The organism is Serratia sp. CY47444 (assembly GCF_052168635.1).
In the GTDB taxonomy this organism is placed as follows: Bacteria; Pseudomonadota; Gammaproteobacteria; order Enterobacterales; family Enterobacteriaceae; genus Serratia; species Serratia bockelmannii.
This window is the reverse complement of record NZ_JBJNMH010000005.1, coordinates 63421-86394: the sequence shown is the minus strand read 5'-3', so window position 1 is coordinate 86394 and position 22974 is coordinate 63421. Positions and strand designations below refer to the sequence as shown.

The 22974-nt window shown below is 59.5% G+C and carries 23 protein-coding genes, 1 tRNA gene and 1 pseudogene; 7 read left to right on the top strand and 18 right to left on the bottom strand.

Annotation, left to right across the window (positions count from 1 at the left end; all coding sequences use genetic code 11):
• Positions 1–136: 136 nt before the first annotated feature.
• Positions 137–607, bottom strand: coding sequence for a YhcH/YjgK/YiaL family protein (locus ACJ8IL_RS09765; protein ID WP_025304114.1), 471 nt, complete (start codon positions 605–607; stop codon positions 137–139).
• Between the two features lie 573 nt (positions 608–1180).
• Between ACJ8IL_RS09765 and ACJ8IL_RS09760 the strand changes: the two genes are divergently transcribed.
• The gene (locus ACJ8IL_RS09760; RefSeq protein WP_089196229.1) at positions 1181–2131 is read left to right on the top strand and encodes a 2-hydroxyacid dehydrogenase; all 951 of its coding nucleotides are present in this window, start codon (positions 1181–1183) and stop codon (positions 2129–2131) included.
• Between the two features lie 87 nt (positions 2132–2218).
• On the top strand, positions 2219–3529 hold the full coding sequence (locus ACJ8IL_RS09755) for an MFS transporter (RefSeq protein ID WP_442516515.1): 1311 nt from the start codon (positions 2219–2221) through the stop codon (positions 3527–3529).
• A 202-nt stretch (positions 3530–3731) separates the two neighbouring features.
• Here ACJ8IL_RS09755 and ACJ8IL_RS09750 read toward each other — a convergent pair.
• From ACJ8IL_RS09750 to prfB, 3 genes are all read right to left on the bottom strand, one after another.
• Positions 3732–3805: transfer RNA gene (locus ACJ8IL_RS09750), tRNA-Gly, on the bottom strand.
• A gap of 147 nt (positions 3806–3952) precedes the next feature.
• Complete coding sequence (lysS, locus tag ACJ8IL_RS09745; RefSeq protein WP_004931697.1) at positions 3953–5470, bottom strand: lysine--tRNA ligase; 1518 nt, start codon at positions 5468–5470, stop codon at positions 3953–3955.
• Positions 5471–5479: 9 nt separating this feature from the next.
• A protein-coding gene (prfB, locus tag ACJ8IL_RS09740) for a peptide chain release factor 2 (protein ID WP_096242572.1) occupies positions 5480–6578 on the bottom strand; the annotation gives its coding sequence in 2 pieces (ribosomal slippage) (positions 5480–6502 and positions 6504–6578; 1098 coding nt in all).
• A gap of 261 nt (positions 6579–6839) precedes the next feature.
• On the opposite strand from prfB, the pseudogene ACJ8IL_RS09735 reads away from it, so the two are divergent.
• A pseudogene (locus tag ACJ8IL_RS09735) lies at positions 6840–7226 on the top strand (type II toxin-antitoxin system RelE/ParE family toxin).
• Positions 7219–7563 carry a helix-turn-helix domain-containing protein gene (locus tag ACJ8IL_RS09730; RefSeq protein WP_025304117.1) on the top strand — a complete coding sequence of 115 codons (345 nt, stop codon included), beginning with the start codon at positions 7219–7221 and terminating at the stop codon, positions 7561–7563. The pseudogene ACJ8IL_RS09735 and the gene ACJ8IL_RS09730 overlap by 8 nt, the downstream one beginning before the upstream one ends.
• A 50-nt stretch (positions 7564–7613) precedes the next feature.
• On the opposite strand, the gene recJ is transcribed toward ACJ8IL_RS09730, so the two are convergent.
• From recJ to xerD, 3 genes are read right to left on the bottom strand one after another with little or no spacing between them, the layout of a single operon-like run.
• Complete coding sequence (recJ, locus tag ACJ8IL_RS09725; RefSeq protein ID WP_016929971.1) at positions 7614–9347, bottom strand: single-stranded-DNA-specific exonuclease RecJ; 1734 nt, start codon at positions 9345–9347, stop codon at positions 7614–7616.
• 6 nt (positions 9348–9353) lie between these two features.
• Positions 9354–10070 (bottom strand): bifunctional protein-disulfide isomerase/oxidoreductase DsbC, encoded by a 717-nt coding sequence (gene dsbC, locus ACJ8IL_RS09720; protein ID WP_025304118.1) that lies wholly within the window; start codon positions 10068–10070, stop codon positions 9354–9356.
• A gap of 26 nt (positions 10071–10096) precedes the next feature.
• A complete protein-coding gene (gene xerD, locus ACJ8IL_RS09715) occupies positions 10097–11017 on the bottom strand; it encodes a site-specific tyrosine recombinase XerD (RefSeq protein ID WP_154747450.1) in 921 nt (306 codons plus the stop codon).
• An 85-nt stretch (positions 11018–11102) separates the two neighbouring features.
• Here xerD and fldB point away from each other — a divergent pair, with 85 nt between their 5' ends.
• On the top strand, positions 11103–11621 hold the full coding sequence (gene fldB / locus ACJ8IL_RS09710; RefSeq protein WP_025304119.1) for a flavodoxin FldB: 519 nt from the start codon (positions 11103–11105) through the stop codon (positions 11619–11621).
• A 37-nt stretch (positions 11622–11658) separates the two neighbouring features.
• On the opposite strand, the gene creD is transcribed toward fldB, so the two are convergent.
• The 5 genes from creD to sdhE form a co-directional block, all read right to left on the bottom strand.
• Positions 11659–13023, bottom strand: coding sequence for a cell envelope integrity protein CreD (creD, locus tag ACJ8IL_RS09705; protein ID WP_197835977.1), 1365 nt, complete (start codon positions 13021–13023; stop codon positions 11659–11661).
• 80 nt (positions 13024–13103) lie between these two features.
• Positions 13104–14522 carry a two-component system sensor histidine kinase CreC gene (creC, locus tag ACJ8IL_RS09700; RefSeq protein WP_173888438.1) on the bottom strand — a complete coding sequence of 473 codons (1419 nt, stop codon included), beginning with the start codon at positions 14520–14522 and terminating at the stop codon, positions 13104–13106.
• Positions 14519–15214, bottom strand: coding sequence for a two-component system response regulator CreB (gene creB, locus ACJ8IL_RS09695; RefSeq protein WP_025304122.1), 696 nt, complete (start codon positions 15212–15214; stop codon positions 14519–14521). The genes creC and creB overlap by 4 nt, the downstream gene beginning before the upstream one ends.
• Positions 15214–15636: a protein YgfX gene (locus tag ACJ8IL_RS09690; RefSeq protein WP_025304123.1), complete on the bottom strand. Its 423-nt coding sequence runs from the start codon at positions 15634–15636 to the stop codon at positions 15214–15216. Before ACJ8IL_RS09690 ends, creB begins: the two co-directional genes overlap by 1 nt.
• Positions 15617–15883 (bottom strand): FAD assembly factor SdhE, encoded by a 267-nt coding sequence (gene sdhE / locus ACJ8IL_RS09685; protein ID WP_004931679.1) that lies wholly within the window; start codon positions 15881–15883, stop codon positions 15617–15619. Before sdhE ends, ACJ8IL_RS09690 begins: the two co-directional genes overlap by 20 nt.
• 320 nt (positions 15884–16203) lie before the next feature.
• On the opposite strand from sdhE, the gene ygfZ reads away from it, so the two are divergent.
• On the top strand, positions 16204–17196 hold the full coding sequence (ygfZ, locus tag ACJ8IL_RS09680; protein ID WP_049208207.1) for a tRNA-modifying protein YgfZ: 993 nt from the start codon (positions 16204–16206) through the stop codon (positions 17194–17196).
• Between the two features lie 38 nt (positions 17197–17234).
• Here ygfZ and ACJ8IL_RS09675 read toward each other — a convergent pair whose 3' ends face one another.
• Positions 17235–17732 carry a DUF2165 family protein gene (locus ACJ8IL_RS09675; protein WP_025304125.1) on the bottom strand — a complete coding sequence of 166 codons (498 nt, stop codon included), beginning with the start codon at positions 17730–17732 and terminating at the stop codon, positions 17235–17237.
• A 150-nt stretch (positions 17733–17882) separates the two neighbouring features.
• A complete protein-coding gene (trhA, locus tag ACJ8IL_RS09670; RefSeq protein ID WP_033639467.1) occupies positions 17883–18557 on the bottom strand; it encodes a PAQR family membrane homeostasis protein TrhA in 675 nt (224 codons plus the stop codon).
• A 183-nt stretch (positions 18558–18740) separates the two neighbouring features.
• Here trhA and ACJ8IL_RS09665 point away from each other — a divergent pair, with 183 nt between their 5' ends.
• On the top strand, positions 18741–19349 hold the full coding sequence (locus ACJ8IL_RS09665; RefSeq protein ID WP_147823258.1) for an HD domain-containing protein: 609 nt from the start codon (positions 18741–18743) through the stop codon (positions 19347–19349).
• 39 nt (positions 19350–19388) lie between these two features.
• Here the strand turns inward: ACJ8IL_RS09665 and rbsK are convergent, their stop codons facing one another.
• Genes rbsK through ACJ8IL_RS09645 form a run of 4 tightly spaced genes read right to left on the bottom strand, consistent with a single transcriptional unit; the run spans position 19389 to position 22968 of the window.
• Positions 19389–20315 carry a ribokinase gene (rbsK, locus tag ACJ8IL_RS09660; protein ID WP_025304128.1) on the bottom strand — a complete coding sequence of 309 codons (927 nt, stop codon included), beginning with the start codon at positions 20313–20315 and terminating at the stop codon, positions 19389–19391.
• The gene (alsK, locus tag ACJ8IL_RS09655; protein ID WP_141998908.1) at positions 20312–21220 is read right to left on the bottom strand and encodes an allose kinase; all 909 of its coding nucleotides are present in this window, start codon (positions 21218–21220) and stop codon (positions 20312–20314) included. Before alsK ends, rbsK begins: the two co-directional genes overlap by 4 nt.
• Positions 21221–21230: 10 nt before the next feature.
• Positions 21231–21902: a D-allulose 6-phosphate 3-epimerase gene (alsE, locus tag ACJ8IL_RS09650; protein WP_033639463.1), complete on the bottom strand. Its 672-nt coding sequence runs from the start codon at positions 21900–21902 to the stop codon at positions 21231–21233.
• A gap of 31 nt (positions 21903–21933) precedes the next feature.
• Positions 21934–22968 (bottom strand): ABC transporter permease, encoded by a 1035-nt coding sequence (locus ACJ8IL_RS09645; protein ID WP_308370100.1) that lies wholly within the window; start codon positions 22966–22968, stop codon positions 21934–21936.
• Positions 22969–22974: the final 6 nt, after the last annotated feature.

Below are 22974 nucleotides of genomic sequence, written 5' to 3'. Positions count from 1 at the left end.
ACTCAATCTTTAAAAATTAGGGGCTATGGCTTTGACGGGAAAGGCGTATTCTTCGGAATCGCTGCAGACAGCGGATGAGCGAGGCTTTCCGCCGGGCAGCCTGAAGTCGCGATACCAGCCGCCGCTGAACGTCTTGCTACGTCAGCAGGGCGCAGTCGATTTTCGCCACAATTTTACGCAGAGCTGCCGGTGCCGTGCAGGTACTCATCGGGCGGTGCAACTCACCCGGGAAGATAACAGCCAGTTCACCGGGTTGCAGGTGGATGAGAGTCTCACCGGGGATCGCCGGGCTAAACCCAAGATCGTGCGCCTCGTTAAACGGCTCACTCAGGGGCAGAGGTAGCCCCAGAACCCCGGCGCCAATCACTTCTTTCCCTTCCAGGACAAGATGGATATCCAGATACTGGCGATGAAACTCTGGCTTCTGGTCGGCCAATAGTTTGGTTTCCCCTTCAACGACGTTAAAGAACATCTGTTTACCCTGCACCTGATAGTGCCCGACAGGTAAATTGTACGGCTCATTTTCAATAATACTGGCCAGCATTTTACGGATGGCCGCCGGATAGAACCTATTATTTACGGCAGTGGTTAAAGCATCAATAATCATAATATTTTCTCTGGTCAATATCGGCTCGGTATTTCACCGACAAAAACAATGGTTGGATAGTGTTATGGCAACACGCAATCTCGGCGTAATTACGGCAGAATCACTATTAGATCGTTCTACGGGCGCCACTATGAATAAACAACAAAGCAAACCGCTTTGTTTCTAATATTTACAACCTATCACCACTGTGAGTAAACTCCACCTGAAAGGCCATTCGGCATGGTGAAATAAGTCATGGCCTATCTCACGGTTTTTAGCCGTTTAAAACTGTGACAAAAGTCACTTAATTAAGTGTTACGAAACAGCGTTACTTATCCTGTGATCCACGGCAGAAAATCACTGGCTATTCATCCTTTTCACCAGAATCGACCGATTTCACACTCTCCGCCTACGGGCATAACGGGCTATCGCCCCCGATAATAATCGACAGAAGCCACGAAATTGCACACGAGATCACGCCAGCAGTAACATGCTTTTTTAACACTCTTTGGCGTGATGTAGATCGCAATAATAAGAGGTAAAAAAACGTCTGATACAGGATATCCCCTATTGTTTTCAGACAGGATCGCAACGATGCACACTGACACTCAACCTACCATTTTACTTATCGCGCCGGTGATGGATGCTTTACAGGCCGCGTTGGACGCCAGTTACCGGGTATTCCGTCTCTATGAACAATCAGATATTCCAGCCTTCCTGGCTCGCCATGGCGCAGACGTTCAGGCGGTGGTCACCCGTGGCGACGTGGGGGTAACCCGGGAGACGCTGGAGCAGCTGCCGCAGGCGGGCATGATTGCTGTTTTTGGCGTGGGAACCGACGCTATCGACCTCAACTACACCCGGGAACGCCATATCAGCGTCGGGATCACCGCCGGCGTGCTGACCGATGATGTGGCCGATCTGGCGATGGGGCTCTTGCTGTCCGCCAGCCGCCGCCTCTGCCAAGGAGACCGTTTTGTACGCGAAGGCCGCTGGGAAACGACGCCGCCACCGCTGGCGACCAAAGTGAGCGGTAAGCGCATCGGTATTTTTGGCATGGGGAATATTGGCCAAGCCATCGCCCGCCGGGCGAAAGGCTTCGATATGACCATCCTGTATACTGACCGCCGGCGCAAAGACGACCTGGATTACCAGTGGTGCGCCGATCTGCACACGCTCGCAGCGCAGAGTGATTTCCTGGTGATCGCGGCATCTGGCAGTGCGGAAAACCGCGGGATTATTGATGCCAGCGTATTTAACGCCATGCCCGATCGTGCCTGGCTTATCAATATCGCCCGCGGCAGCCTGGTCGATGAGGCGGCGCTGATAAAGGCGTTACAAAATCATGTTATCGCCGGGGCCGCTCTGGATGTGTTTGAAAACGAGCCCCATGTCCCGACAGCGTTTTTTGCGCTCGAGAATGTTTTGCTTCAGCCCCACGTGGCCAGCGCTACCGTAGAAACCCGCCAGGGAATGAGCCAATCCGTTTTGGATAATCTCGCAGGTTATTTTTCCCATCAGGATATTCCTGGCTTAATTCAATAAAAATGATCGCCTGAATGGCGCACCATCATTTTTATTCAGCCTAACAAAATATCCGCTTATCGTGGCGGATATCATCGAGGCATTACTATGACCGATAAAATACCAGGAACTCGCTGGCTGCGGGTTATCGCGCCGATCCTTGTCACCTGCATTATTTCATTTATGGATCGCGTTAATATCAGCTTTGCTCTGCCGGGCGGCATGGAACAGGATTTAGGTATTACCAGCCAAATGGCTGGCGTGGCCAGTGGGATATTTTTTATTGGTTATTTATTTCTGCAAATCCCTGGCGGACGACTTGCGGTTTACGGTAGCGGGAAACGTTTTATCGCCTGGTCGCTCGTGGCCTGGGCGATTGTCTCTATCGCCACCGGCTTTGTCACCCATGAATATCAGCTGCTTGTGCTGCGTTTTATTCTCGGGATCTCCGAAGGGGGAATGTTGCCCGTCGTGCTGACCATGGTCAGCAATTGGTTCCCGGAAAAAGAACTGGGCCGGGCCAATGCCTTTGTCATGATGTTTGCCCCACTAGGAGGGATGCTGACCGCCCCGGTTTCCGGCGCGATTATTGCCGCCCTCGACTGGCGCTGGCTGTTCATTATCGAAGGCTTATTGTCGATCGTGGTGTTGACCATTTGGTGGCTGGTGATCAGTGACCGCCCGGAAGAAGCGCGTTGGCTGCCGGCGAAGGAACGCGACTATTTATTGACCGAGCTGGCCCGGGAGCGCAAAGCGCGAGAAGGGATGGCGCCGGCGGCCAAAGCGCCGCTAAAAGCGGTGTTCCGCAACAAGGGATTGATGCGCCTGGTCGTGCTGAATTTCTTCTACCAAACCGGTGACTATGGGTATACGTTGTGGCTGCCCACCATCTTGAAAAATCTGACCGGTGGCAGCATGGCCAATGTTGGGATATTGGCGATCCTGCCGTTTGTTGCCACTCTGGCGGGGATTTATGTGATTTCGATGTTCAGCGATCGCAGCGGTAACCGCCGTTTGTGGGTCAGGATCTCCCTGTACTGTTTTGCAGCGGCGCTGATAGCCTCGGTGATCCTGCATGAGCACGTGGTGGCCGCCTATATCGCGTTGGTGGTGTGCGGCTTCTTCCTTAAAGCGGCGACCAGCCCCTTCTGGTCTATTCCCGGTCGCATTGCGACGACAGAAGTGGCGGGCAGCGCACGCGGGGTGATCAACGGGCTGGGCAACCTCGGTGGGTTCTGCGGCCCCTATCTGGTAGGCGTCATGATTTATGTGTACGGACAGAACGTCGCGGTTTGCGCGCTGGCGGCATCGCTGCTGCTGGCGGGAAGTATCACCTTCCTGCTGCCGAAAGAATGCGATCGCTCCTGCGAAGAAACGGATAACCGCCTGCCCTCCGGGGCTAAACAGAAGTGGAGTTAAGCGGCAATAACGCGGTGTGGGCAGCAACGGTGGCTCACACCCGCATCAGGACTGGATGGCGCGTTGTGTTATCGCGGTAAGATGCCAGGCCAGCGGCTTGATCGTCTCACACGTCAACCCACACCAAACGGTGATGCAATCGTTGAGAATCAGCTTTTCTGAAAACGGTTATAGCTCAATGGGGTGATGTTTACGGAGGTTTTGGAGCGGGTGAAGGGAATCGAACCCTCGTATGCAGCTTGGGAAGCTGCCGTTCTACCATTGAACTACACCCGCATCGGTGTGCGACAGGCATTATAACCGGTTATCGGCGGCGGGCAAGCGGAGATGGCGCGTAACTGTCGATGTTTTAAGCGGTTAAGTCCCGTAGACGAAAAAAAACCGGCGCAGTTGCCTGCACCGGTGGTTTCACGCTAAACGCGATTATTTCTGTGGGCGCATCGCCGGGAACAGAATCACGTCGCGGATGGTGTGGCTGTTGGTGAACAGCATGACCATACGGTCGATACCGATGCCCAGACCGGCGGTCGGCGGCAGGCCGTGCTCCAGCGCGGTGACGTAGTCTTCGTCGTAGAACATCGCTTCGTCGTCGCCGGCGTCTTTGGCGTTCACCTGATCGGCGAAGCGCTGCGCCTGGTCTTCGGCGTCGTTCAGCTCGGAGAAACCGTTGCCGATTTCACGGCCGCCGATGAAGAACTCGAAGCGGTCGGTGATTTCCGGGTTCACGTCGTTGCGGCGCGCCAGCGGCGACACTTCAGCCGGGTACTCGGTGATGAAGGTCGGCTGAATCAGATGGCTTTCCGCCACTTCTTCGAAGATCTCGGTCACGACGCGGCCCAGGCCCCAGCTCTTCTCAACCTTGATGCCGATGGATTCGGCGATGGCCACCGCTTTACCCATGTCGGCCAGGTCAGCCAGATCGGTTTCCGGACGGTATTTCTTGATCGCCTCGGTCATGGTCAGCTTCTCGAACGGCTTGCCGAAGTCGAACACTTCGTCGCCGTACTGCACCTGAGAGGTGCCCAGCACTTTCTCGGTCAGGGTGCGGAACAGGGTCTCGGTCAGCTCGATCAGGTCTTTGTAATCCGCGTAAGCCATGTAGAGTTCCATCATGGTGAACTCTGGGTTGTGACGCGGAGAAACGCCTTCGTTGCGGAAGTTGCGGTTGATTTCGAACACGCGTTCGAAGCCACCGACCACCAGGCGCTTCAGATACAGTTCCGGCGCGATGCGCAGGTACATATCGATATCCAGCGCATTGTGGTGCGTGATGAACGGACGCGCGGATGCGCCGCCCGGGATCACCTGCATCATCGGGGTTTCGACTTCCATGAAGCCGCGTTCCACCATGAAGTTACGGATAGCCGACATCACCTGCGAACGCACTTTGAAGGTGTTGCGCGACTCTTCGTTGGCGATCAGATCCAGGTAACGCTGGCGGTAACGGGTTTCCTGATCTGCCAGGCCGTGGAATTTGTCCGGCAGCGGGCGCAGCGCTTTGGTCAGCAGACGCAGCTCGGTGCAGTGGATCGACAGTTCGCCGGTCTTGGTTTTGAACAGCTTGCCGCGCGCGCCGAGGATATCGCCCAGGTCCCACTTCTTGAACTGCTCGTTGTACACGCCTTCAGCCAGATCGTCGCGCGCGACGTACAGCTGAATGCGGCCGCCCACGTCCTGCAGCGTAACGAAGGATGCCTTGCCCATAATGCGGCGGGTCATCATACGGCCGGCGACGGTCACTTCTACGCCCAGCGCTTCCAGCTCTTCGTTGTCTTTATCACCGTACGCGGCGTGCAGTTTGTCGGAGGTGGAATCGCGACGGAAGTCATTCGGGAACGCAATGCCGTTCTCACGCAGGCCGGCCAGCTTCTCGCGGCGGGACTGCAGTTCGTTATTGAGATCCAGCGCCTGATCGGCGCCCTGTACTTGTTGTTCAGACATTTCTATTCCTCATAACCCGGCTTTCAAACTTGCCTCAATGAATTTATCCAGGTCGCCATCCAGTACGGCCTGCGTGTTACGCGTTTCGACGTTGGTGCGCAAATCCTTGATGCGGGAGTCATCCAGCACGTAAGAACGGATTTGGCTGCCCCAGCCGATGTCGGACTTGTTGTCTTCCATCGTCTGCTTATCAGCATTTTTCTTTTGCATCTCAAACTCGTACAGCTTGGCTCGCAGCTGTTTAAACGCTTGATCCTTGTTCTTATGCTGAGAACGATCGTTCTGGCACTGCACCACGATGTTGGTTGGCAGGTGAGTAATACGTACGGCGGATTCGGTCTTGTTGACGTGCTGACCGCCCGCACCGGAGGCGCGGTACACGTCGATACGCAGATCCGCCGGGTTGATTTCGATATCGATATCGTCGTCCACTTCCGGGTAGATGAACACCGAGCTGAACGAGGTGTGGCGACGGCCGCCGGAATCGAACGGGCTCTTGCGCACCAGGCGATGCACGCCGGTTTCAGTGCGCAACCAGCCGAACGCGTAGTCGCCGATGATCTTGATGGTGGCCGATTTCAGGCCCGCGACGTCGCCGTCGGATTCTTCGATCACTTCGGTCTTGAAGCCCTTGGCTTCGGCCCAGCGCAGGTACATGCGCAGCAGCATGCTGGCCCAGTCTTGCGCTTCGGTGCCGCCGGAACCGGCCTGGATATCCAGGTAGCAGTCGGCGCTGTCGTATTCGCCGGAGAACATGCGGCGGAATTCCAACTGATCCAGCTTGCTCATCAGTTGATCCAGCTCGGCGACCGCTTCGTTGAAGGTCTCTTCATCGTCGGCTTCCACCGCCAGTTCCAGCAGCCCGCCGACGTCTTCGCCGCCCTGCTCCAGCTGATCGATGGTTTCAACGATGGCTTCCAGCGCGGCGCGCTCTTTGCCGAGCGCCTGTGCGCGCTCCGGCTCGTTCCAAACGTCCGGCTGCTCCAGCTCGGCGTTGACTTCTTCTAGGCGTTCCTTCTTGGCATCATAGTCAAAGATACCCCCTAAGAACCGCAGTCCGCTCGGACAGGTCCTGAATTCGGTTTTTTACCGGATTAATTTCAAACATGGTTTCGTTCTTTTACGTTGATGTCGTCGATGGCGGAATGCCATTGGAACCGCTAATTCTAACGGATCCGGGCGGCAGTTTATAGCGAGTTGGTCAGTTTTTGTGGCGATCGGGCGACAAAGCGGGTGGCAGGAAGAGCAGGAATTTCACCAGCGTTTTATTACCGGTGCCCCTCACGCCGCTAAGCTGTTCAAGTATTGAGCAATGTGGTCATTGAGACTATAGTCGCTATGATGACTCACAGGGACAGGCGGTGCCAAAATGGACATTTTCGTCACGGATGATTTCGACAAATTTATGAAGAAAAATCGCATCGTCGATCAAAAGATTTGCACCGCGGCTCACGAACTCGCACACGGTAACCATGACGGCGATCTGGGCGGCGGCGTCTACAAGAAACGTATTTCGCTCAATCGGGGTAAACGGGGTGGCGCTCGATCCATCGTGGCGTTTAAACGCGGTCGTCATCAGTATTTTATTGATGGATGGCTGAAAAACACCGTAAAACAGAACGGTGCAAAAGAAATCAACGATGATGAATTGGCAACCTAGCGCGAGCTCGCCAGAGATTTTCTTGCCATGCCGCCGGAAATTATCAAACGAGCCATCGATAGCGGCTACTTGCGAGAGGTGAAATGCGATGACTGATAATCGCCTGCTCAGACTGCAAAAAATGGCACAGCGTTTTAATGAGATCGGTGCGGTGTCAGACGATACCGTACGCAACATCGCCACACGAGTACAGGCGCAGGAACAACATGCCCAGCGTGAGCAGCATGATCAAATGGACGGCGCACGCATCAAAATGCTGCGCAGACGGCTCGGCCTGAGCCAGGCCGATTTAGCGGCCGTGGTCAACATGTCGACCACCAGCGTACAAAAATGGGAACGTAACGCGGTAAAACCCCAGGGAGCCGCGCTCAGAATGCTGGAAATTATCGAACAGAAAGGGGTCGCCAGCCTGATCATCTCACCACGAAACTGATGAGCGTTCGTGCACCAGTCACTGACCGATGCACGAACGTCAATTTCGCCTCAGCGCGGCCAAAGATGCTGGATCAGCAGCTGCACGTTGCGGTTGCCGCGAAACTCGTTGACGTCGAGCTTGTAGGCCAGTTCCACCTCGCGCACGCTGCTGTCAGGCCACAGCGTGGTGTCCACGTTGAACGCGATGCCGTCGAGCAACGGGCCGCCGCCGAGCGGCTCCACCATCAGCTTCAGGTGTTTCTCGCCCACCAGCCGCTGCTGCAGGATGCGGAACTTGCCGTCGAAGGTCGGTTCCGGGAACGCCTGGCCCCACGGGCCGCCCTCGCGCAGCAGCTCCGCCGTTGTCAGCGACAGCTCCTGCATCGCCAGTTCGCCGTCGGACCAGATCACCCCTTCCAGCATCGCCGGATCGAGCCATTCACCCACCAACTCGCCGAAACGCTGGCGGAACTCGTCGAATTTGGCCTCTTCCAGCGACAATCCGGCCGCCATCGCGTGGCCGCCGAACTTCATCATCAGCCCGGGGTTCAGCATATCCAGCCGCTCCAGCGCATCGCGCATGTGCAGGCCGGGCACCGAACGGCCGGAGCCTTTCAGTATGCCGTCGCCCGCCGGTGCGAACGCGATCACCGGGCGGTGGAAACGCTCTTTGATGCGCGAAGCGAGGATGCCCACCACGCCCTGGTGCCATTCCGGGTGATACATCGCCAGCCCGTAAGGCAGCTCGGTGCTGGTGCGCTCCAGCTGATCGCACAGCTGCAGGGCTTCCACCTGCATGCCCTGCTCTATCTCGCGTCGCGTCTGGTTCAGCGCATCGAGATCGTTGGCCAGCATACGCGCCTGCGCAATGTCGTCGCTCAGCAGCAACGCCACGCCGATAGACATGTCGTCCAGCCGGCCGGCGGCATTGAGGCGCGGACCGAGAGCGAAACCGAGATCGTTGGCCGCCAGTTGGCGGGCATCGCGATTAGCCACTTCAAGCAGCGCGCGGATGCCCGGTCGGCATTTGCCGGCGCGGATGCGGTTTAACCCCTGATACACCAGAATACGGTTGTTGGCATCCAGCGGCACCACGTCGGCCACGGTGCCGAGCGCCACCAGGTCCAGCAGCTCCGCCAGATTGGGCATCGCCAGCGCGCGCTGCTCGAACCAGCCGCTGTCCCGCAGGCGGGCGCGCAGCGCCAGCATCAGGTAGAACGCGACACCAACCCCCGCCAGCGATTTGGACGGGAAGGCGCAGCCGCGCAGGTTGGGGTTAACGATCGCTTCGGCCGCCGGCAGGGTCTCGCCCGGCAGGTGATGATCGGTCACCAGCACCTGCATGCCCTTGGCGTGCGCCACGTCGACGCCGGCGTGGGAGGAGATGCCGTTATCGACGGTGACAATGAGTTCTGCGCCGCGTGCCGCCGCCTGCTCCACCACTTCGGGGCTCAGGCCATAACCGTCTTCGAAACGGTTAGGCACCAGATAATCGACGGCTGCGCCGCCCATGCTGCGCAGCGCCAGCACCGTCAGCGCGGTGCTGGTGGCGCCGTCGGCGTCGAAATCGCCCACCACCATGATGCGGCGGCCGTCGGCCAGCGCCTGTTGCAGCAGGCCGACGGCGTCGTCGATGCCGTCCAGCTGTTGCCAGGGCAGCATGCCCTTGACGCCGCGTTCCAGCTCTTGCTCAGCCTGCACGCCGCGCAGGGCGTAAAGCCGACGCAGCAGCGGCGGCAAACTGGCGGGCAGATGCGTGTCGTCCGCCGCCGGGCGGCGGCGTAGTTGCGTTTTAATACTCACCGGCGATTAACCACCGGCTTTGGTGGCGGCCTGGTGCGCATCCAGCATGGCGGCCATCTCTTTCGGCCCCTGATAGCCCGGGATCATCATGCCGTTTTCCAGGATGATGGCCGGCGTGCCCTGAATGCCGAACTGCACGCCCAGCTCGTAATGCTTGCTGATGTCGGTTTTGCAGGTCGCCGGAGAAACGGCATCGCCCTTCATGGCGGCGTCGAACGCCTTGGCCTTGTCGGCGGTGCACCAGATCGACTGCATGTCTTTTTCAGCCTGGGAAGCCAGCCCCTGGCGCGGGAATGCCAGGTAACGCACGGTAATGCCCAGATCGTTGTACTCTTTCATCTGCTGATGCAGTTTGTGACAGTAACCGCAGGTGATGTCGGTGAACACGGTGATCACGTGTTTCTCTTTCGGCGCTTTGTAAACGATCATCTGATCTTTCAGCGCGTCCATCTTGGTGCCCAGCAGTTGGTTGGTCACGTTGACCGGCTCTTTGCCGCTGACGTCAAACAGCGGGCCCTGCAGGATGTGCTTGCCGTCTTCGGAGGCGTACAGCACGCCGCTGTCGGTCAGCACGGTTTTCAGGCCGTTTACCGGTGAAGGCTGCACGTCCGCCTGCTGGATACCCAGGCTGGCGAGCGCTTTTTTGATCGCCGCGTCATCGGCATGGGCGGCGCCGGCCACCGAAGCCACCAACAGAGAGAGCAGCATTAAACCTTTTTTCATTGTTCCAATCCTTTCGAACCCGCCGCTCAGGCGCGCGGGTGATGCTGTTGATGTAGCTGTTTCAGTCGTTCGGTCGCTACATGTGTATAAATTTGCGTGGTCGAGAGATCGCTGTGCCCTAACAACATCTGTACGACACGGAGATCGGCCCCATGGTTCAGCAAATGGGTGGCGAACGCGTGCCGCAACACGTGCGGCGACAGACGCTCGCTGTCGATGCCCGCAAGGATGGCATAGTGTTTGATGCGATGCCAGAACGTCTGTCGGGTCATTTGCTGGCAGCGGGTGCTGGGGAACAGCACATCCAGCGTCTGGCCATTGACCAGCCATGGGCGGCCGTGCTCCAGGTAATTTTCGATCCAGTAGACCGCCTCTTCGCCCAGCGGCACCAGCCGCTCCTTGTTGCCCTTGCCGATCACCCGCACCACGCCCTGGCGCAGGCTGACGTCGCTGATGCTCAACCCCACCAGCTCGGAAACCCGCAGCCCGGTGGCGTACAACACTTCGAGCATCGCCTTGTCGCGCAGCTCCAGCGGTTGATCGACGCAGGGCGCCTGCAACAGCGCATCGACCTGCGCCTCGCTCAGATCCTTCGGCAAACGCTGCGGCAGCTTGGGAGACGCCAGTTGCGCAGTGGGATCGTCGGCGCGCAGCTTCTCGCGATACAGATATTGAAACAGGCGCCTCATGGCGCTCAGCAAGCGCGCGGAGCTGGTGGCCTTGTAGCCGCCGTCCACCCGCTCGGCGAGAAACGCCTGCAGATCCAACGCCTGCGCCTGCAGCAAGGTGGTATTTTGCTGGCCAAGCCAGGCGCCCAGGGCCTGCAAATCCAGCCGGTAGGAGGCCAGCGTATTTTCCGCCAGATTGCGCTCAAGCCACAGCGCATCCAGGAATTGTTCAATCAGCGCATTGTCTTGCTGTTGCACGCGGTCCTCTCTTTGTTGCATTTCCACCCGCGCCATTATGCCTTAAGCCGACGCAAATCAGGTATACTCGCTGCAATTCTCTAAACAGCAACGTAACGGTTTACACATGAAGATTGGTCTGTTTTACGGCTCCAGCACCTGCTACACCGAGATGGCGGCAGAAAAAATCCGTGAGATTCTGGGTGAAGACCTGGTCGACCTGCACAACCTGAAAGACGTCTCGCCCAAGCTGATGGAGGACTATTCCATTCTGATCCTCGGCATCCCGACCTGGGATTTCGGCGAACTGCAGGAAGACTGGGAAGCGATCTGGCCGCAGTTGCCAGAGCTGGATCTGAAAGGCAAGATCGTCGCCATGTACGGCATGGGCGATCAGCTCGGTTACGGTGAGTGGTTCCTTGACGCGCTGGGCATGTTGCACGATCACATCGCGCCGCTGGGCGTGCAGTTCATCGGCTTCTGGCCAACGGAGGGCTTCGAGTTCACCAGCCCCAAACCGCTGAGCGCCGACGGCAAACACTTCGTCGGCCTGGCGCTCGATGAGGTCAACCAATACGATCTGAGCGAAGAGCGCCTGCAGCAATGGTGCGAACAGATCCTGCTGGAGATGGAGCCGCTGCTGTAGCCGCTATCGGGCGCTGAGCGCGCCCGATTCCCCTCGCTTATTTCCACAGCCGGAAGCGTGGCTCATCTTCCCCGACCGGTGTTTCCTTGGTCAAACGCGCCGGATCGGCCACCTGATACCAGTCCAGTTTGCGCGTCAACAGCATAATGCCCGCCAGAATGGCGAACAGCAGCCCGGCTCCCAGCACCAACGCATTGTCCTCCGACTGCAACAGCAAATAGAGCACGCCGTACAACAACAATAGGCTCGCGGCGAACAGCGCACCGCGCAGCTTGCCGCGCAGTACGGCGCTCAGATAGAAGCCGATCAGTCCGCTGCAGGCGATGCTGGCCGCCAGGTAAGCGGGAGCGAATCCCAGGTGTTCGGAGAAGGCCAGCAGAATCAGGTAGAACAACACCAGCGCCGCACCGACCAGCAGGTACTGAATCGGGTGCACCCGCAGCCCGGTTAGGGTTTCGAACAGGAAAAACGCCATAAACGTCAGCCCGATAAACAGCAGCGCGTATTTGACCGCGCGCTCGGTCAGCTGGTAGTGATCGACCGGTTCGACCAAGCTGGCGCTGAAGGCCGGCAGCTTGTCCTCGTCGATAATGCCATCGTCGTAATGGAACGCACTGTTGATGTTGTTGGCGAACCAGGTGCTGCGCCAGCGAGCGCTAAACCCTTGCTCCGTCACCTTGCGTTCGTCCGGCAGGAAGTTGCCGAGGAAATTCGGGTGCGGCCAGTTGCTTTGCAGCTGCAGCTCGCTGCTGCGCCCCAGCGGCACCAGCGACAGGCTACTGGTGCCCGCCAACGTCAGGGTAAAGTCAGCGTTCAGCCCCTCTTTTTGTTGCAGCGCCGTCAACGTCAGCGGTGCGTGGATCCCCTGGCGCAACGAGCCCACGCCGGTGCCCGGCTCAAACGCCACCGGCTGCGGCATTGCCAGCGGGGAAATGCGCTTGATGCCGCGAGAGTCGCTCAGCGCCACCAGCAGGAACGGCTGGCCGACGGTCACGTTGGCGCGTTGCAAATCCGTCAGCTCCGGCTGGCCGAAACGCACCTTGAAGTTCAGCGGCCCCTGGTAAACCTGCGTCTGATAAATGCCCAACTTGCGCACCTCCACATTCGGCGCGCCCTGTACCTGAAGCGACTCCGGCAGCAAATAGCGGTAATGCTGCACCCGCTGCACTACCGTTTGTCCTTTCTCGTCTTTCTTCTCTTCGCGTTCGACATAGGGAATGACAATCAACGGACCGAGCACGCGCTGCGCCCCGCTGGTGCTTTCGCTCACCTGCCCGACCACGCTTTGCCGATAGCCGCTGCGTTCGTCGATCACGCTCATCAGCTGGGCGATGGGGATCAACATCACCACCATCAATCCCAGCAGCGTGGTTATTTTCCAGAAAAGTACCGATTTCATCATGCTCGCTCCTCGTAGGTAATAAGGCCACGATAAAACCCGCAGGTGAAATCAGAATGTGGTTATGTGAAGGGAAGGTGAAGTCACAGCGATAACATGAAAGTCGCTTCCACCCCGTGCGGCCGGCGGTTGCGCAGGTGAATGCCGCCATGATGCAGACGGGCGACTTCCTGCACGAAGTTCAGGCCCAGCCCGCTGCTTTTCGGCCGTTCGGCGCGCGGCAGCGAATAAAAACGTTCGAACACTTTATCGAGGGCGTAGTCAGGAATGCCGCTGCCGTCGTCACAGACGCTGATGCAGTAATGCTGTTCCCGCCGTTCGCCTCGCACGCTGACGCAACCGCCCGGCGGGGTAAAGTCGATCGCGTTGTCCAGCAGGTTGGTCAACGCCTGGCTGATCAGCAACGCATCGCCGTTCAGCGTCACCTCCGCCAACGCCTCCAGTTGCAATCTGACGCCGCGCTGCATCGCCTGCGCCTCTTTGCCCGCCATCGTCTGGCTGACCAGCGCCGCGATCGCGATGGGCACGGTCTCCATGTCTGGCCGGCTCTCCAGCCGCGCCTGCACCAGCAGTTTGTCCACCAGCTGCTGGATGCGTGCGCTTTGCTGCTCGATGTTGGTGAGAAAACGCCGGGCGGTATCCGGCGGTGGCAGCTCCTGCAACAGCTCCGCCGCGCCCCTGATCGCCGCCAGCGGGCTTTTCAGCTCATGCGTCAGGGTATGTGCATACTGTTCGATATAAGCTTTACCTTCCAGCTTCAGTCGCATGCTCTCCAACGCCTGCGCCAGCTGCGTCAATTCCCGCCCGCCCACTTTGGGCAGCGGCGCGCTTTCCCCTTGCGCCACCCCGTCGGCATAACGCACCAGCCGGCCTATCGAACGGTTGATCCACCAGACGAATACCGCGCCGATCAGCAACGCAATCCCCAGCAGCAACGCGCCGGCCCATAGAATGCGCCGTTCGCTGCGTTTGATCACCGGCGCCATGGTGCTGTTGGGTTTGCCCACGGTGAGCACGCCGATAATACGCCCTTGTTCTATCACCGGCGCGGCCACATACATCACCGAACTGTTTTCATCTTCTGGATCGCTACGGGTGCTGCGGGCGCCGTACTGGCCGCGCAGCGTCCGATAAACGTCATTCCAGCGCGAGTAGTCTTGCCCCTGCGCGCGGCCGGCAGAATCGAAAATGACCCGGCCCTGGGCATCGGTAAGATAGACGTGGTATTCACTGCGATCCTTGCGGATGCCGGAGATATTGGCGCCGATCGGCCGCTGGTTCAGCTGCGTGAACGCCTGCGCCAGTTGGCCATGCGCCGCATCGCCGCGCTGCATGTCCTGACGGGCGATTTGCGCCAACAGGTTGGCGGTGTCCACCAGCGTGCCTTCGGTAGCGCGCCGCACGCCGGGCTTCACTTCCTGGACGAAAATGCTCAGCACGAAGTACCCGGCCACCGCCACGATCAGAAAATATCCCAGCAGCAGGCGCAGGCCAATTTTCATGGCTGGCGGCTCACGCTGTAGCCCAATCCGCGGTGGGTGTGGATGGGCGGCTCACCGGGCTCAACCGCACGCAGCTTGGCGCGCAGCGTCTTGATGTGGGTATCGACGGTGCGATCCAGGCTTTCTTCCGCCTGCGCCCAAACGCTTTCCATCAGTTGCTGCCGCGAGAACACCCGTCCAGGCGCCAACAACAGCGTCTTCAGCAGCAGGTATTCATAACGGGTCAGCGGCAGCGGCCGCTGATGGTAGGAGATGGTGGCCGCGTCTTCGTCGAGCGTGAAAGCGCCGAAATGGTAGCGCGCGCTCTGTTGCAGGCGCTGCTGCTTATGCAGGCGGCGCAAAATGGTGCGCACCCGGGCGCTGACCTCGCGAGGGGAGAACGGCTTGGCGACATAGTCGTCGGCGCCGATCTCCAGCCCGATCAGGCGATCCACTTCATCACTGCGGGCGGTAAGAAACAGAATCGGCAGGTCAGCCGCCTGAGCCAGCAGGCGGCGACACAATTCAAAACCGTTGATATCCGGCAAACCGACATCGAGGATAGCAAGCGCGGGCGCGCCTTGCGCCAACGCCTGCAACGCCGGTTCCGCACGTTCGAACCAGCGTACTTCGAAGCCTTCGCTCTCCAGCGTGTAAACCAGCGTATCGGCAATGCTGGGTTCATCCTCCACCAACCAGAGCACGGGTTTCATCAGGGTTCCTCGCCGTTACCCGCCGGCGGATACAGCAACAGCTGCCGCAGGTGGCGCCACTCCTCTTTGCTCATGCAGTCGGAAGCCAGCCACAGCCGGCGGCGCTTTTTGCCTTCCATCGGCTGCAGCGTCAGCAGCAGGCCGTAGCCCGGCATCCAGGGCTTTTTCGCCAGCCGCCATTCTCGGCCGTGCCAGCTGAAACGCCTGTCCGCCAGCAGCCGCAGCTCGCCCTGCACTGCGGCGATGCGCTTCTGGCTACGAATGCACTGAAACACCACCAGCGTCAGCAGCACCAGCCAAAGCGGGCCATAACCTTCCGGCCAGGGCGAGATCAGGATCAGCAAGATCAGAACGCCATGAGTCAACAGGGAAAAAAGCTGGGTGCGCCAGGAAATGCGGATATCACATCGCCACTGGGCCACGGTCTTTATTTCGCGTTTGGATCAGGGTCACCATTCTCTGCAGCTCGCCGTCCTGCGGCGCGCCATGATTCATCAGCCAGTTGAACAGATCGGGATCGTCACACTCCAGCAGGCGGATAAACAGCGCCTTGTCCGCGTCATTCAGGCTGTCGTATTCGTATTCGAAGAACGGCATGATGGAGATGTCCAGCTCGCGCATGCCACGACGGCAAGCCCAGTGAATACGTGCTTTGTTGTTAATATCCATGTTGTTATGACTCACCTCTTTTCAGCGCGGCAGCGCCAGCGCAGGGTTCAAATGACACACTGTATGGCAACGCCGTCGCAATATAATTCCATCAGCCGGGGATCTGTCTGCAAGGGTGCCCTGGCCGCAAGCCTATAGAGTAACAATTTGACATACACGCCGGGAAGGCGCTTTGCTGCGGAAAACGTAATAAAGCGCAAAATGCCAAAAAAAGCGCCCCCCGGTCCCACGGCGCGAATAACAGTTTGCAAAGCCCGCCGCCTCTTTTACCATGGGTTCAATACCCTTCAGGTAAGCTAAACGTTGAGCAGGAACTTACTATGGCGCATAACATTCCATTCCCACCCCGTCAGCCCTCCGCTTCCACCCATCTCCCCCTGACGCTGATCTCGCTGGAAGATTGGGCGCTGGTGACGTTGAACGGGCCGGACACAGTGAAATATCTTCAGGGCCAGGTGACGGCGGACATCGACGCGCTGGCGGCCGATCAGCACGTGCTGTGCGCCCACTGTGACGCCAAGGGCAAAATGTGGAGCAACCTGCGTCTGTTCCACCGTGGCGAAGGCTTCGCCTATCTGGAACGCCGCAGCGTGCTGGACAGCCAGCTGGCTGAAATCAAAAAATACGCGGTGTTCTCCAAAGTCACTATCGCCGCCGATAATGACGCGGTGTTGCTGGGCGTCGCCGGTTTCCAGGCGCGCGCCGCGCTGACGGGCCTGTTCGCCACGTTGCCGGACGCCGAGCACCCGGTGGTGCAGGACGGCGAGACCACGATTCTGCACTTCGCTACGCCGGCGGAACGTTTTCTGCTGGTGACCCGCCCCGCCGTGGCCGAACAGCTGATCGGCAAGCTGCATGACCAGGCAGAGCTGAATGACAGCAGCCAATGGCTGGCGCTGGAGATCGAAGCCGGTTATCCGGTTATCGACGCTGCCAACAGCGCACAGCTGATCCCGCAGGCTACCAACCTGCAGGCGCTGGAAGGCATCAGCTTCAGCAAGGGCTGCTATACCGGTCAGGAGATGGTGGCGCGCGCCAAATTCCGCGGTGCCAACAAGCGGGCGCTCTACTGGCTGGAAGGTAAAGCGGCCCGCGCCCCGCAGGCGGCGGAAGATCTGGAGCTCCAACTGGGTGAAAACTGGCGCCGCACCGGCACCGTATTGGCGTCGAGCCAACTGGCCGACGGCACGCTGTGGGTACAGGTGGTGATGAACAACGATTTGGATGCCGACAGCCAGCTGCGGGTGCGCGACGATGCCGCCAGCCAACTGGCGATCAAACCGTTGCCCTACTCGCTGGCCGAAGAGAAATAATCCGTCGGCCGCAGGCGCCCTGCCTGCGGCCATCTTCATTACTCGTCTAATTCCCCGTCGCGCTGCACCAGATAAATCAGCACCAGAATGATGGTGACGAAGAAGCGAAACGCATCCGGCACGCCGTTCCACTGCTTCGACATCCACATGCCAAACCACTCGCCCCCAATCGACATAAAGCCGACCTGCCAGGTGAGAAAACCCAGCGTCAGCCCCACTACCGCCAGCTTTTTCCGACCGTTAAAGGCGTGCGCAGGCAGTTTCAGGCCGCCCAACAAACGCAGGCCGCCAATCCAGCACAGCAGTGCGGTCAGGCTTTCCAGCGCGATGATGAAAATATAACCGGCGTGATGCAGCCACGGCGTCTGTATCGAGCGGTATCCGATGGTGGCGTCGGGGAAAATCGTGTCCATCATAAAGACGTGGCGCACGAAGGCGAAGTTGGAACCGTAGTCGGTGATGTTGCCGAAGGCGACCAGCGAAGCGAACAAGGCGATAGCGCAGACCAGCAGCGCTTTGGATAAGCGAACGATCATCTTGGTGAGTCCTGAACAGAGGTTAAAGAAACGGTATGCGGGCTCAGAAATGAAGGAACGGGCTTGCTGGATACCCGAAAGAAGCAAGCGCCTCTTTTTTAAAACAAAAGAGGCGCCAGTTCAATACGCATTCAGACGTAGCGGGAACGCTTAGACGTAGAGGTAGATCGCCATGAAATGGCAGGCGCTGCCGCCGAGCACGAAGGCGTGCCAGATGGCGTGGCCAAAGCGAATGCGCTTGGAGGCGTAGAAAATCACGCCCAGGGTATAGACCACCCCGCCGATCGCCAGCAGCGTGACGCCGCCGGCCTCCAGCCGCGTAACCAACTGATAAATTACGATCAGCGACAGCCAGCCCATCGTCAGGTAGGTCACCAGCGACAGGGCTTCAAAACGGTGGGCGAAGGCCAGCTTGAACAGCACGCCGAGCAGCGCCAATCCCCAGATTACCGCCATCAGGCCCTTCGCCAGCGGCGAATCCAGCCCCACGAGTAAAAACGGGGTATAAGTGCCGGCAATCAGGAGATAAATGGCGCAGTGGTCAAATTTTTTCAGCCAATGCTTGGCCTTCTGATGCGGGATCGCATGGTAGAGCGTGGAAGCGAGAAACAGCAGGATCATGCTACCGCCGTACAGGCTGTAACTGGTGATGGCCGTCGCATCGGCGCCGGTATTCACCGCCTGCACCAACAGCAACACCAGGCCGACGATGCCGAACACCAGCCCGATGCCGTGGCTGATGCTGTTGGCGATCTCTTCCGCCCACGGATAAGCCGCGGCGACAATCTTATTGCTCCCGGCTTTCACTACGTCCGTTTTCCCCATAACGCGCAACCCCTCAAAATGCCCTGCTTTGTTCGAAATTAACGCAAAGCAGCTTAACTGAGAATAATTCCAGTGTACACGTGTACGCTAAAATAAAAATGTGAACGCGTGTAACCATCGAAATCCCCCGCCCGGTGGTCTACAATCGTCAGGCTTCAACCCACCCACCTTGAGGTTTACACCATGTCATCCGCTGTACCCGCGTTAGATTTCGGCTCAATGACCCAAGTCATCCAATTCCTGATGGAAATCGATAAGTTGAAAGGTGTTCAACGCCGCACCAAAGTGCTGGGCACCCAGCGCCAGGAAAACTCCGCCGAACACAGCTGGCACTTCGCCATCGCCGCCATGAGCCTGGCGCCCTACGCCGGTGATGACGTAGACATTCAGCGCGTGATCCAGATGGCGCTGCTGCATGACATCGTAGAAATCGACGCCGGCGACGTGCTGGTCTACGATCTGGCGGCCCGCGCAGCGATCCACGATCAGGAAGTGGCGGCGGCACGTCGTCTGTTCGGCATGTTGCCGGAGGCTCAGCGCGAGTATTTCACCGCTTTATGGCAGGAGTATGAAGATGGCGAAAGCGCCGATGCACGCTTCGCTCTGCTGCTGGATCGCACCATGCCGATGCTGATGAACCTGCACAATGAAGGCCAGAGCTGGGTGGAAAACAACATCAGCCTGGAGCAGGTGCTGGCGCGCAATGCATCGATCGCCGACGTACACCCCGAGCTGTGGCACCATATGGAGCAACACCTGCGGGATGCGCAGCGCAAAGGCTGGTTGAAGTAAGGGACCGGGCTGCCGCTTCTTGGCCGCAGCCCGTCTTCGTCAAGCGAACGCCTGCTGGCGTTCCAACGCCTCCTCATAGCTCGGCATCGATCCCGCCGCCCCGGCCCGTTCCACGCAGACCGATGCGTAGGCGGCGGCAAAGCGCACCGCATCGGCTAACGGCACCTGATTTGCCAGCTGCGCCGCCAGGGCGCCGTTAAACGCATCGCCCGCGCCGGTGGTGTCTTTCGGCTGCGCCGGAAACGCCGGGATCAGCTCGCTGTTTTCCCCGTCCGAGAACAACGCCCCCTGCGTGCCCAACGTCACGATCAGCAAACGAATGCCCTTAGCGTGCAACACCTGCGCCGCCTGGCGCGCCGAAGCCACATCGCGCACCGGCACGCCGGTCAGCAACGTGCACTCGGTGGCGTTGGGCGTCAGCAGATCGACCTGCGCCAACAGGCTGTCCGGCACCGGCTGAAACGGCGCCGGGTTGAGTATGATGAACGTTTGCGCTTCGCGGGCAATGGCGATCACCTGCTCGATCGCCGGCAGGTTGTTCTCCAATTGAGTCAGCAGAATATCCGCCGCGGCGATCGCCGGCCGGCACTGACGCACCTCGTCTTCGCTGACCGTCAGGTTGGCGCCGGGATCGACGGCGATCATGTTTTCCGCCTCCTCGCCGGCAACGTAGATAAGCGCATTGCCGGTGGGGCAATCGCCGGTCGAGAACAGAGTCACCGCATCGAAACCGGCGGCGGCGAGGTGGCGCCGGGCGAACGTGCCGAAGTCGTCGCGCCCCACCTTGCCGATATAATGCACCCGCGCCCCGGCGCGCAGCGCGGCGGTGGCCTGGTTGGCGCCCTTACCGCCCGCGCCCATCATGCTGTTGCGGGCGATCAGCGATTCACCGGGCTGCGGAAAGCGCGCCATGCCGGCGACGATATCTAGGTTGAACGAACCGAACACGCAGACTTTGCCTTTCATTGCGGGTACTCCCTGCTCAATTGGAGGTGGCGCCGGGCGGCCAGGCAGGCGCCTTTGCAGCCGGTTTCATCGGTCAGGCGGCTGACGGAGATCGCCAGCCCCTGCGCCGGCTGCGGCCCGCGTAAATGGCGGCGGATCTCTTGCTCAAGGTGCGCCAACGGGAAACCGCTCATGGCGATCACGCCGCCGCCCAGGATCAGCCGCTGGGGATCGAGCACGTTCATTTCGATGGCGATGGTCTGCGCCAATCGTTCGACGAAGCGCCGCAGATCCGGATGATCGCCGTGGCGCTCAAACAGCCGGTCGAACGGCGTTTGTGCCGCGTTGGCGCGCGCCCAGCCGGTCAGCCAATGGCCGGAAGTCAGGCTCTCGACGCAGCCCCGTTTACCGCACGGGCACTCGCCCTGATGGCCGGGCCAGGGAATGTGACCCAGCTCGCCGGCGGCGCCGTGCGCCCCGTGATAAAAGTCGCCGTTCAGCCACAGGCTGTTGCCCATGCCGGTGCCCAGATACAGCCCCACCGCCACCTGCGGCAGCGCCGGCAGCTGCTGCAAATCCCACCACAGCAGATGGTTGACGTCCTTGTCCATTCGCACCGGCAACGCCAACAAATCGGCCAACAGCACCGCCACCGGCTGGGCGTCCAGCGCCGGAATAAACGGCAGCGACAGCACCCGCGAGCGATCGCGACTGAGGATCCCCGGCAGCCCCAGCATCACCTGCGCCACCTGACGATCCTCGCAATGCCCGGCGATCAGGCGGCCCAACGCCGCCAGCGGATCGGCCTGCTGCGCCCAGTCGGCGGTCGCTATCTTGCGGTACCCGCTGAACTCGCCGTCATCATTCATCAACAACAGGCGGGTATTGGTGCCGCCGACGTCAACGCCAAGAAAATGCCGCATCATGTCCCCCGCCTCAGGCCGCCTGCCGCATTTGATCCAGCATTTTTTCCCATGCCGTCTCCAGATCCGGATCGAGGTTGAACAACCCGGAGCTGCCGACGATCAACACCTCCGCGCCGGCGCCCATCAGATCGCGGTAGGTCCGCTGATTGCAGGATCCGTCGATCTCGATCAGATAGCGCAGATTTTGCTGGCGTTTCAGATCGCGCAACTGGCGGATCTTTTCCAGCATTTCGGGAATGAACGGTTGCCCGGCATAGCCCGGATCGACGGTCATCACGGTGACCTTGTCCAGCAGGTGAAGGTAGTGGCGGATAAACTCCACCGGCGTGGCCGGGTTCAGCACCACCCCCACTTTTTTGCCCAGCGCGCGGATTTGATTGATCACCCGAAACGCGTCGCGGTTGATGGTTTCGGCGTGCGGGCAGATAAAATCCGCCCCGGCGCGGGCGATCGGGTCGATGAAATCGGTCGGGTTCTCTACCATCAGATGCACATCCAGCAACAACGAGGTGTGCGGGCGGATCTGTTCGATAAAGAACGGCGACAGCGTGATGTTTTTAACGTAGTGCCCGTCCATGATGTCGATATGCAGCATATCGGCGCGGCGATTCAGCACCGCCAATTGCTGGCGGATATCCATCAGGTTCATGCACATCAGTGAAGGTGAAATCTGGTATTTCATTAGCGTTATCCTGCGCAAAAGGGAAAAGGGATCAGTGGCCCGCCGCGGTTCTGGCCAGGGCCGCGCTGCGGCGCATCGCCCGCCGCTGCCGATAGCGATGCCGGAAAAACTTCATCGCCAGCACCGCGATCAGCACCGCGCCCCACATCGCCAGACTGAAATGCGGGCTGACGTTCATCAGGTTCAAACCGGTCGCGATCACCTGCAGCACGATCAGCGCCAATACCACGCCGCTGACCCGACCAAAACCGCCGAATGGATCGGTGCCACCCAGAATGATCGCCAGCACCGTCAGCAGCAGGTAAGAGTCGCCGTAGCCCATGCGCGCCGAGTTGAAGCGTGCCATCATCACCAGCCCGGCAATGACGCACAGCAGGCTGGAGAGGGTGTAAATGGCGATCAGTACTCGATGGGTATTCACGCCGCTGAAGTGGGTAGCGTTGATGTTGCTGCCGCTCATGTAGATGCATTTGCCGAGCCGGGTTTTCTGCAAGAACAGCGCCAGCAACGCGGCGACCACCAGGAAGATCCACAGCGGTACCGGCACGCCCAGCACGCTCTCAGCGCCGATAAACCGCACGATCTCCGGCATGCCGCTTAGGGCCGCGCCGCGCGTCAGGTAGATGCCGATACCGTTGACCGTGGTCATGGTGGCCAGCGTCACCAGAATCGGATGCGCGCCGACGTACGCCACCAATGCGCCGGTCGCCGCGCCGATAAGCCCGGCCAGCAGCATCGCCGCCACCAGCGCCAACACCAGCCACACCGTCTGCAATCCCAGCCCGGCGTCCGCCGGCAGATAGCTGATGAACAGCCAGGCCATCAGCAGGCTGGTCAGGTTGGCGCTGGCGATAATGCACAGGTTCAGGCCGCCGCTGAGGATCGGGATGAACATCGCCAGGGTCAGCAGGCCCAGCTCCGGCAGCTGGAACGCCACGCTGGTGAAGGTGGCGCCGCTGAAGAAGCGCCCCGGCATCAGCATGCTGAAGGCCAGCACCACCGCCAGCAACAGCGCCAACAGGCCGACGGCGGTACCGTCTGGACGAAATTTCAGGTAGTTGCCCATCAGGTG

What these genes read in the sequence shown, in the direction of transcription:
- ACJ8IL_RS09665 (WP_147823258.1), top strand. Translation starts at nt 18,741, where the DNA reads ATGTCATCCGCTGTACCCGCGTTAGATTTCGGCTCAATGACCCAAGTC.
- lysS (WP_004931697.1), bottom strand. Translation starts at nt 5,470, where the DNA reads ATGTCTGAACAACAAGTACAGGGCGCCGATCAGGCGCTGGATCTCAAT.
- alsE (WP_033639463.1), bottom strand. Translation starts at nt 21,902, where the DNA reads ATGAAATACCAGATTTCACCTTCACTGATGTGCATGAACCTGATGGAT.
- ACJ8IL_RS09755 (WP_442516515.1), top strand. Translation starts at nt 2,219, where the DNA reads ATGACCGATAAAATACCAGGAACTCGCTGGCTGCGGGTTATCGCGCCG.
- sdhE (WP_004931679.1), bottom strand. Translation starts at nt 15,883, where the DNA reads ATGGATATTAACAACAAAGCACGTATTCACTGGGCTTGCCGTCGTGGC.
- fldB (WP_025304119.1), top strand. Translation starts at nt 11,103, where the DNA reads ATGAAGATTGGTCTGTTTTACGGCTCCAGCACCTGCTACACCGAGATG.
- ACJ8IL_RS09645 (WP_308370100.1), bottom strand. Translation starts at nt 22,968, where the DNA reads ATGGGCAACTACCTGAAATTTCGTCCAGACGGTACCGCCGTCGGCCTG.
- trhA (WP_033639467.1), bottom strand. Translation starts at nt 18,557, where the DNA reads ATGGGGAAAACGGACGTAGTGAAAGCCGGGAGCAATAAGATTGTCGCC.
- ACJ8IL_RS09675 (WP_025304125.1), bottom strand. Translation starts at nt 17,732, where the DNA reads ATGATCGTTCGCTTATCCAAAGCGCTGCTGGTCTGCGCTATCGCCTTG.
- alsK (WP_141998908.1), bottom strand. Translation starts at nt 21,220, where the DNA reads ATGATGCGGCATTTTCTTGGCGTTGACGTCGGCGGCACCAATACCCGC.
- rbsK (WP_025304128.1), bottom strand. Translation starts at nt 20,315, where the DNA reads ATGAAAGGCAAAGTCTGCGTGTTCGGTTCGTTCAACCTAGATATCGTC.
- xerD (WP_154747450.1), bottom strand. Translation starts at nt 11,017, where the DNA reads ATGCAACAAAGAGAGGACCGCGTGCAACAGCAAGACAATGCGCTGATT.
- ACJ8IL_RS09730 (WP_025304117.1), top strand. Translation starts at nt 7,219, where the DNA reads ATGACTGATAATCGCCTGCTCAGACTGCAAAAAATGGCACAGCGTTTT.
- ygfZ (WP_049208207.1), top strand. Translation starts at nt 16,204, where the DNA reads ATGGCGCATAACATTCCATTCCCACCCCGTCAGCCCTCCGCTTCCACC.
- ACJ8IL_RS09765 (WP_025304114.1), bottom strand. Translation starts at nt 607, where the DNA reads ATGATTATTGATGCTTTAACCACTGCCGTAAATAATAGGTTCTATCCG.
- creD (WP_197835977.1), bottom strand. Translation starts at nt 13,023, where the DNA reads ATGATGAAATCGGTACTTTTCTGGAAAATAACCACGCTGCTGGGATTG.
- creC (WP_173888438.1), bottom strand. Translation starts at nt 14,522, where the DNA reads ATGAAAATTGGCCTGCGCCTGCTGCTGGGATATTTTCTGATCGTGGCG.
- ACJ8IL_RS09760 (WP_089196229.1), top strand. Translation starts at nt 1,181, where the DNA reads ATGCACACTGACACTCAACCTACCATTTTACTTATCGCGCCGGTGATG.
- creB (WP_025304122.1), bottom strand. Translation starts at nt 15,214, where the DNA reads ATGAAACCCGTGCTCTGGTTGGTGGAGGATGAACCCAGCATTGCCGAT.
- dsbC (WP_025304118.1), bottom strand. Translation starts at nt 10,070, where the DNA reads ATGAAAAAAGGTTTAATGCTGCTCTCTCTGTTGGTGGCTTCGGTGGCC.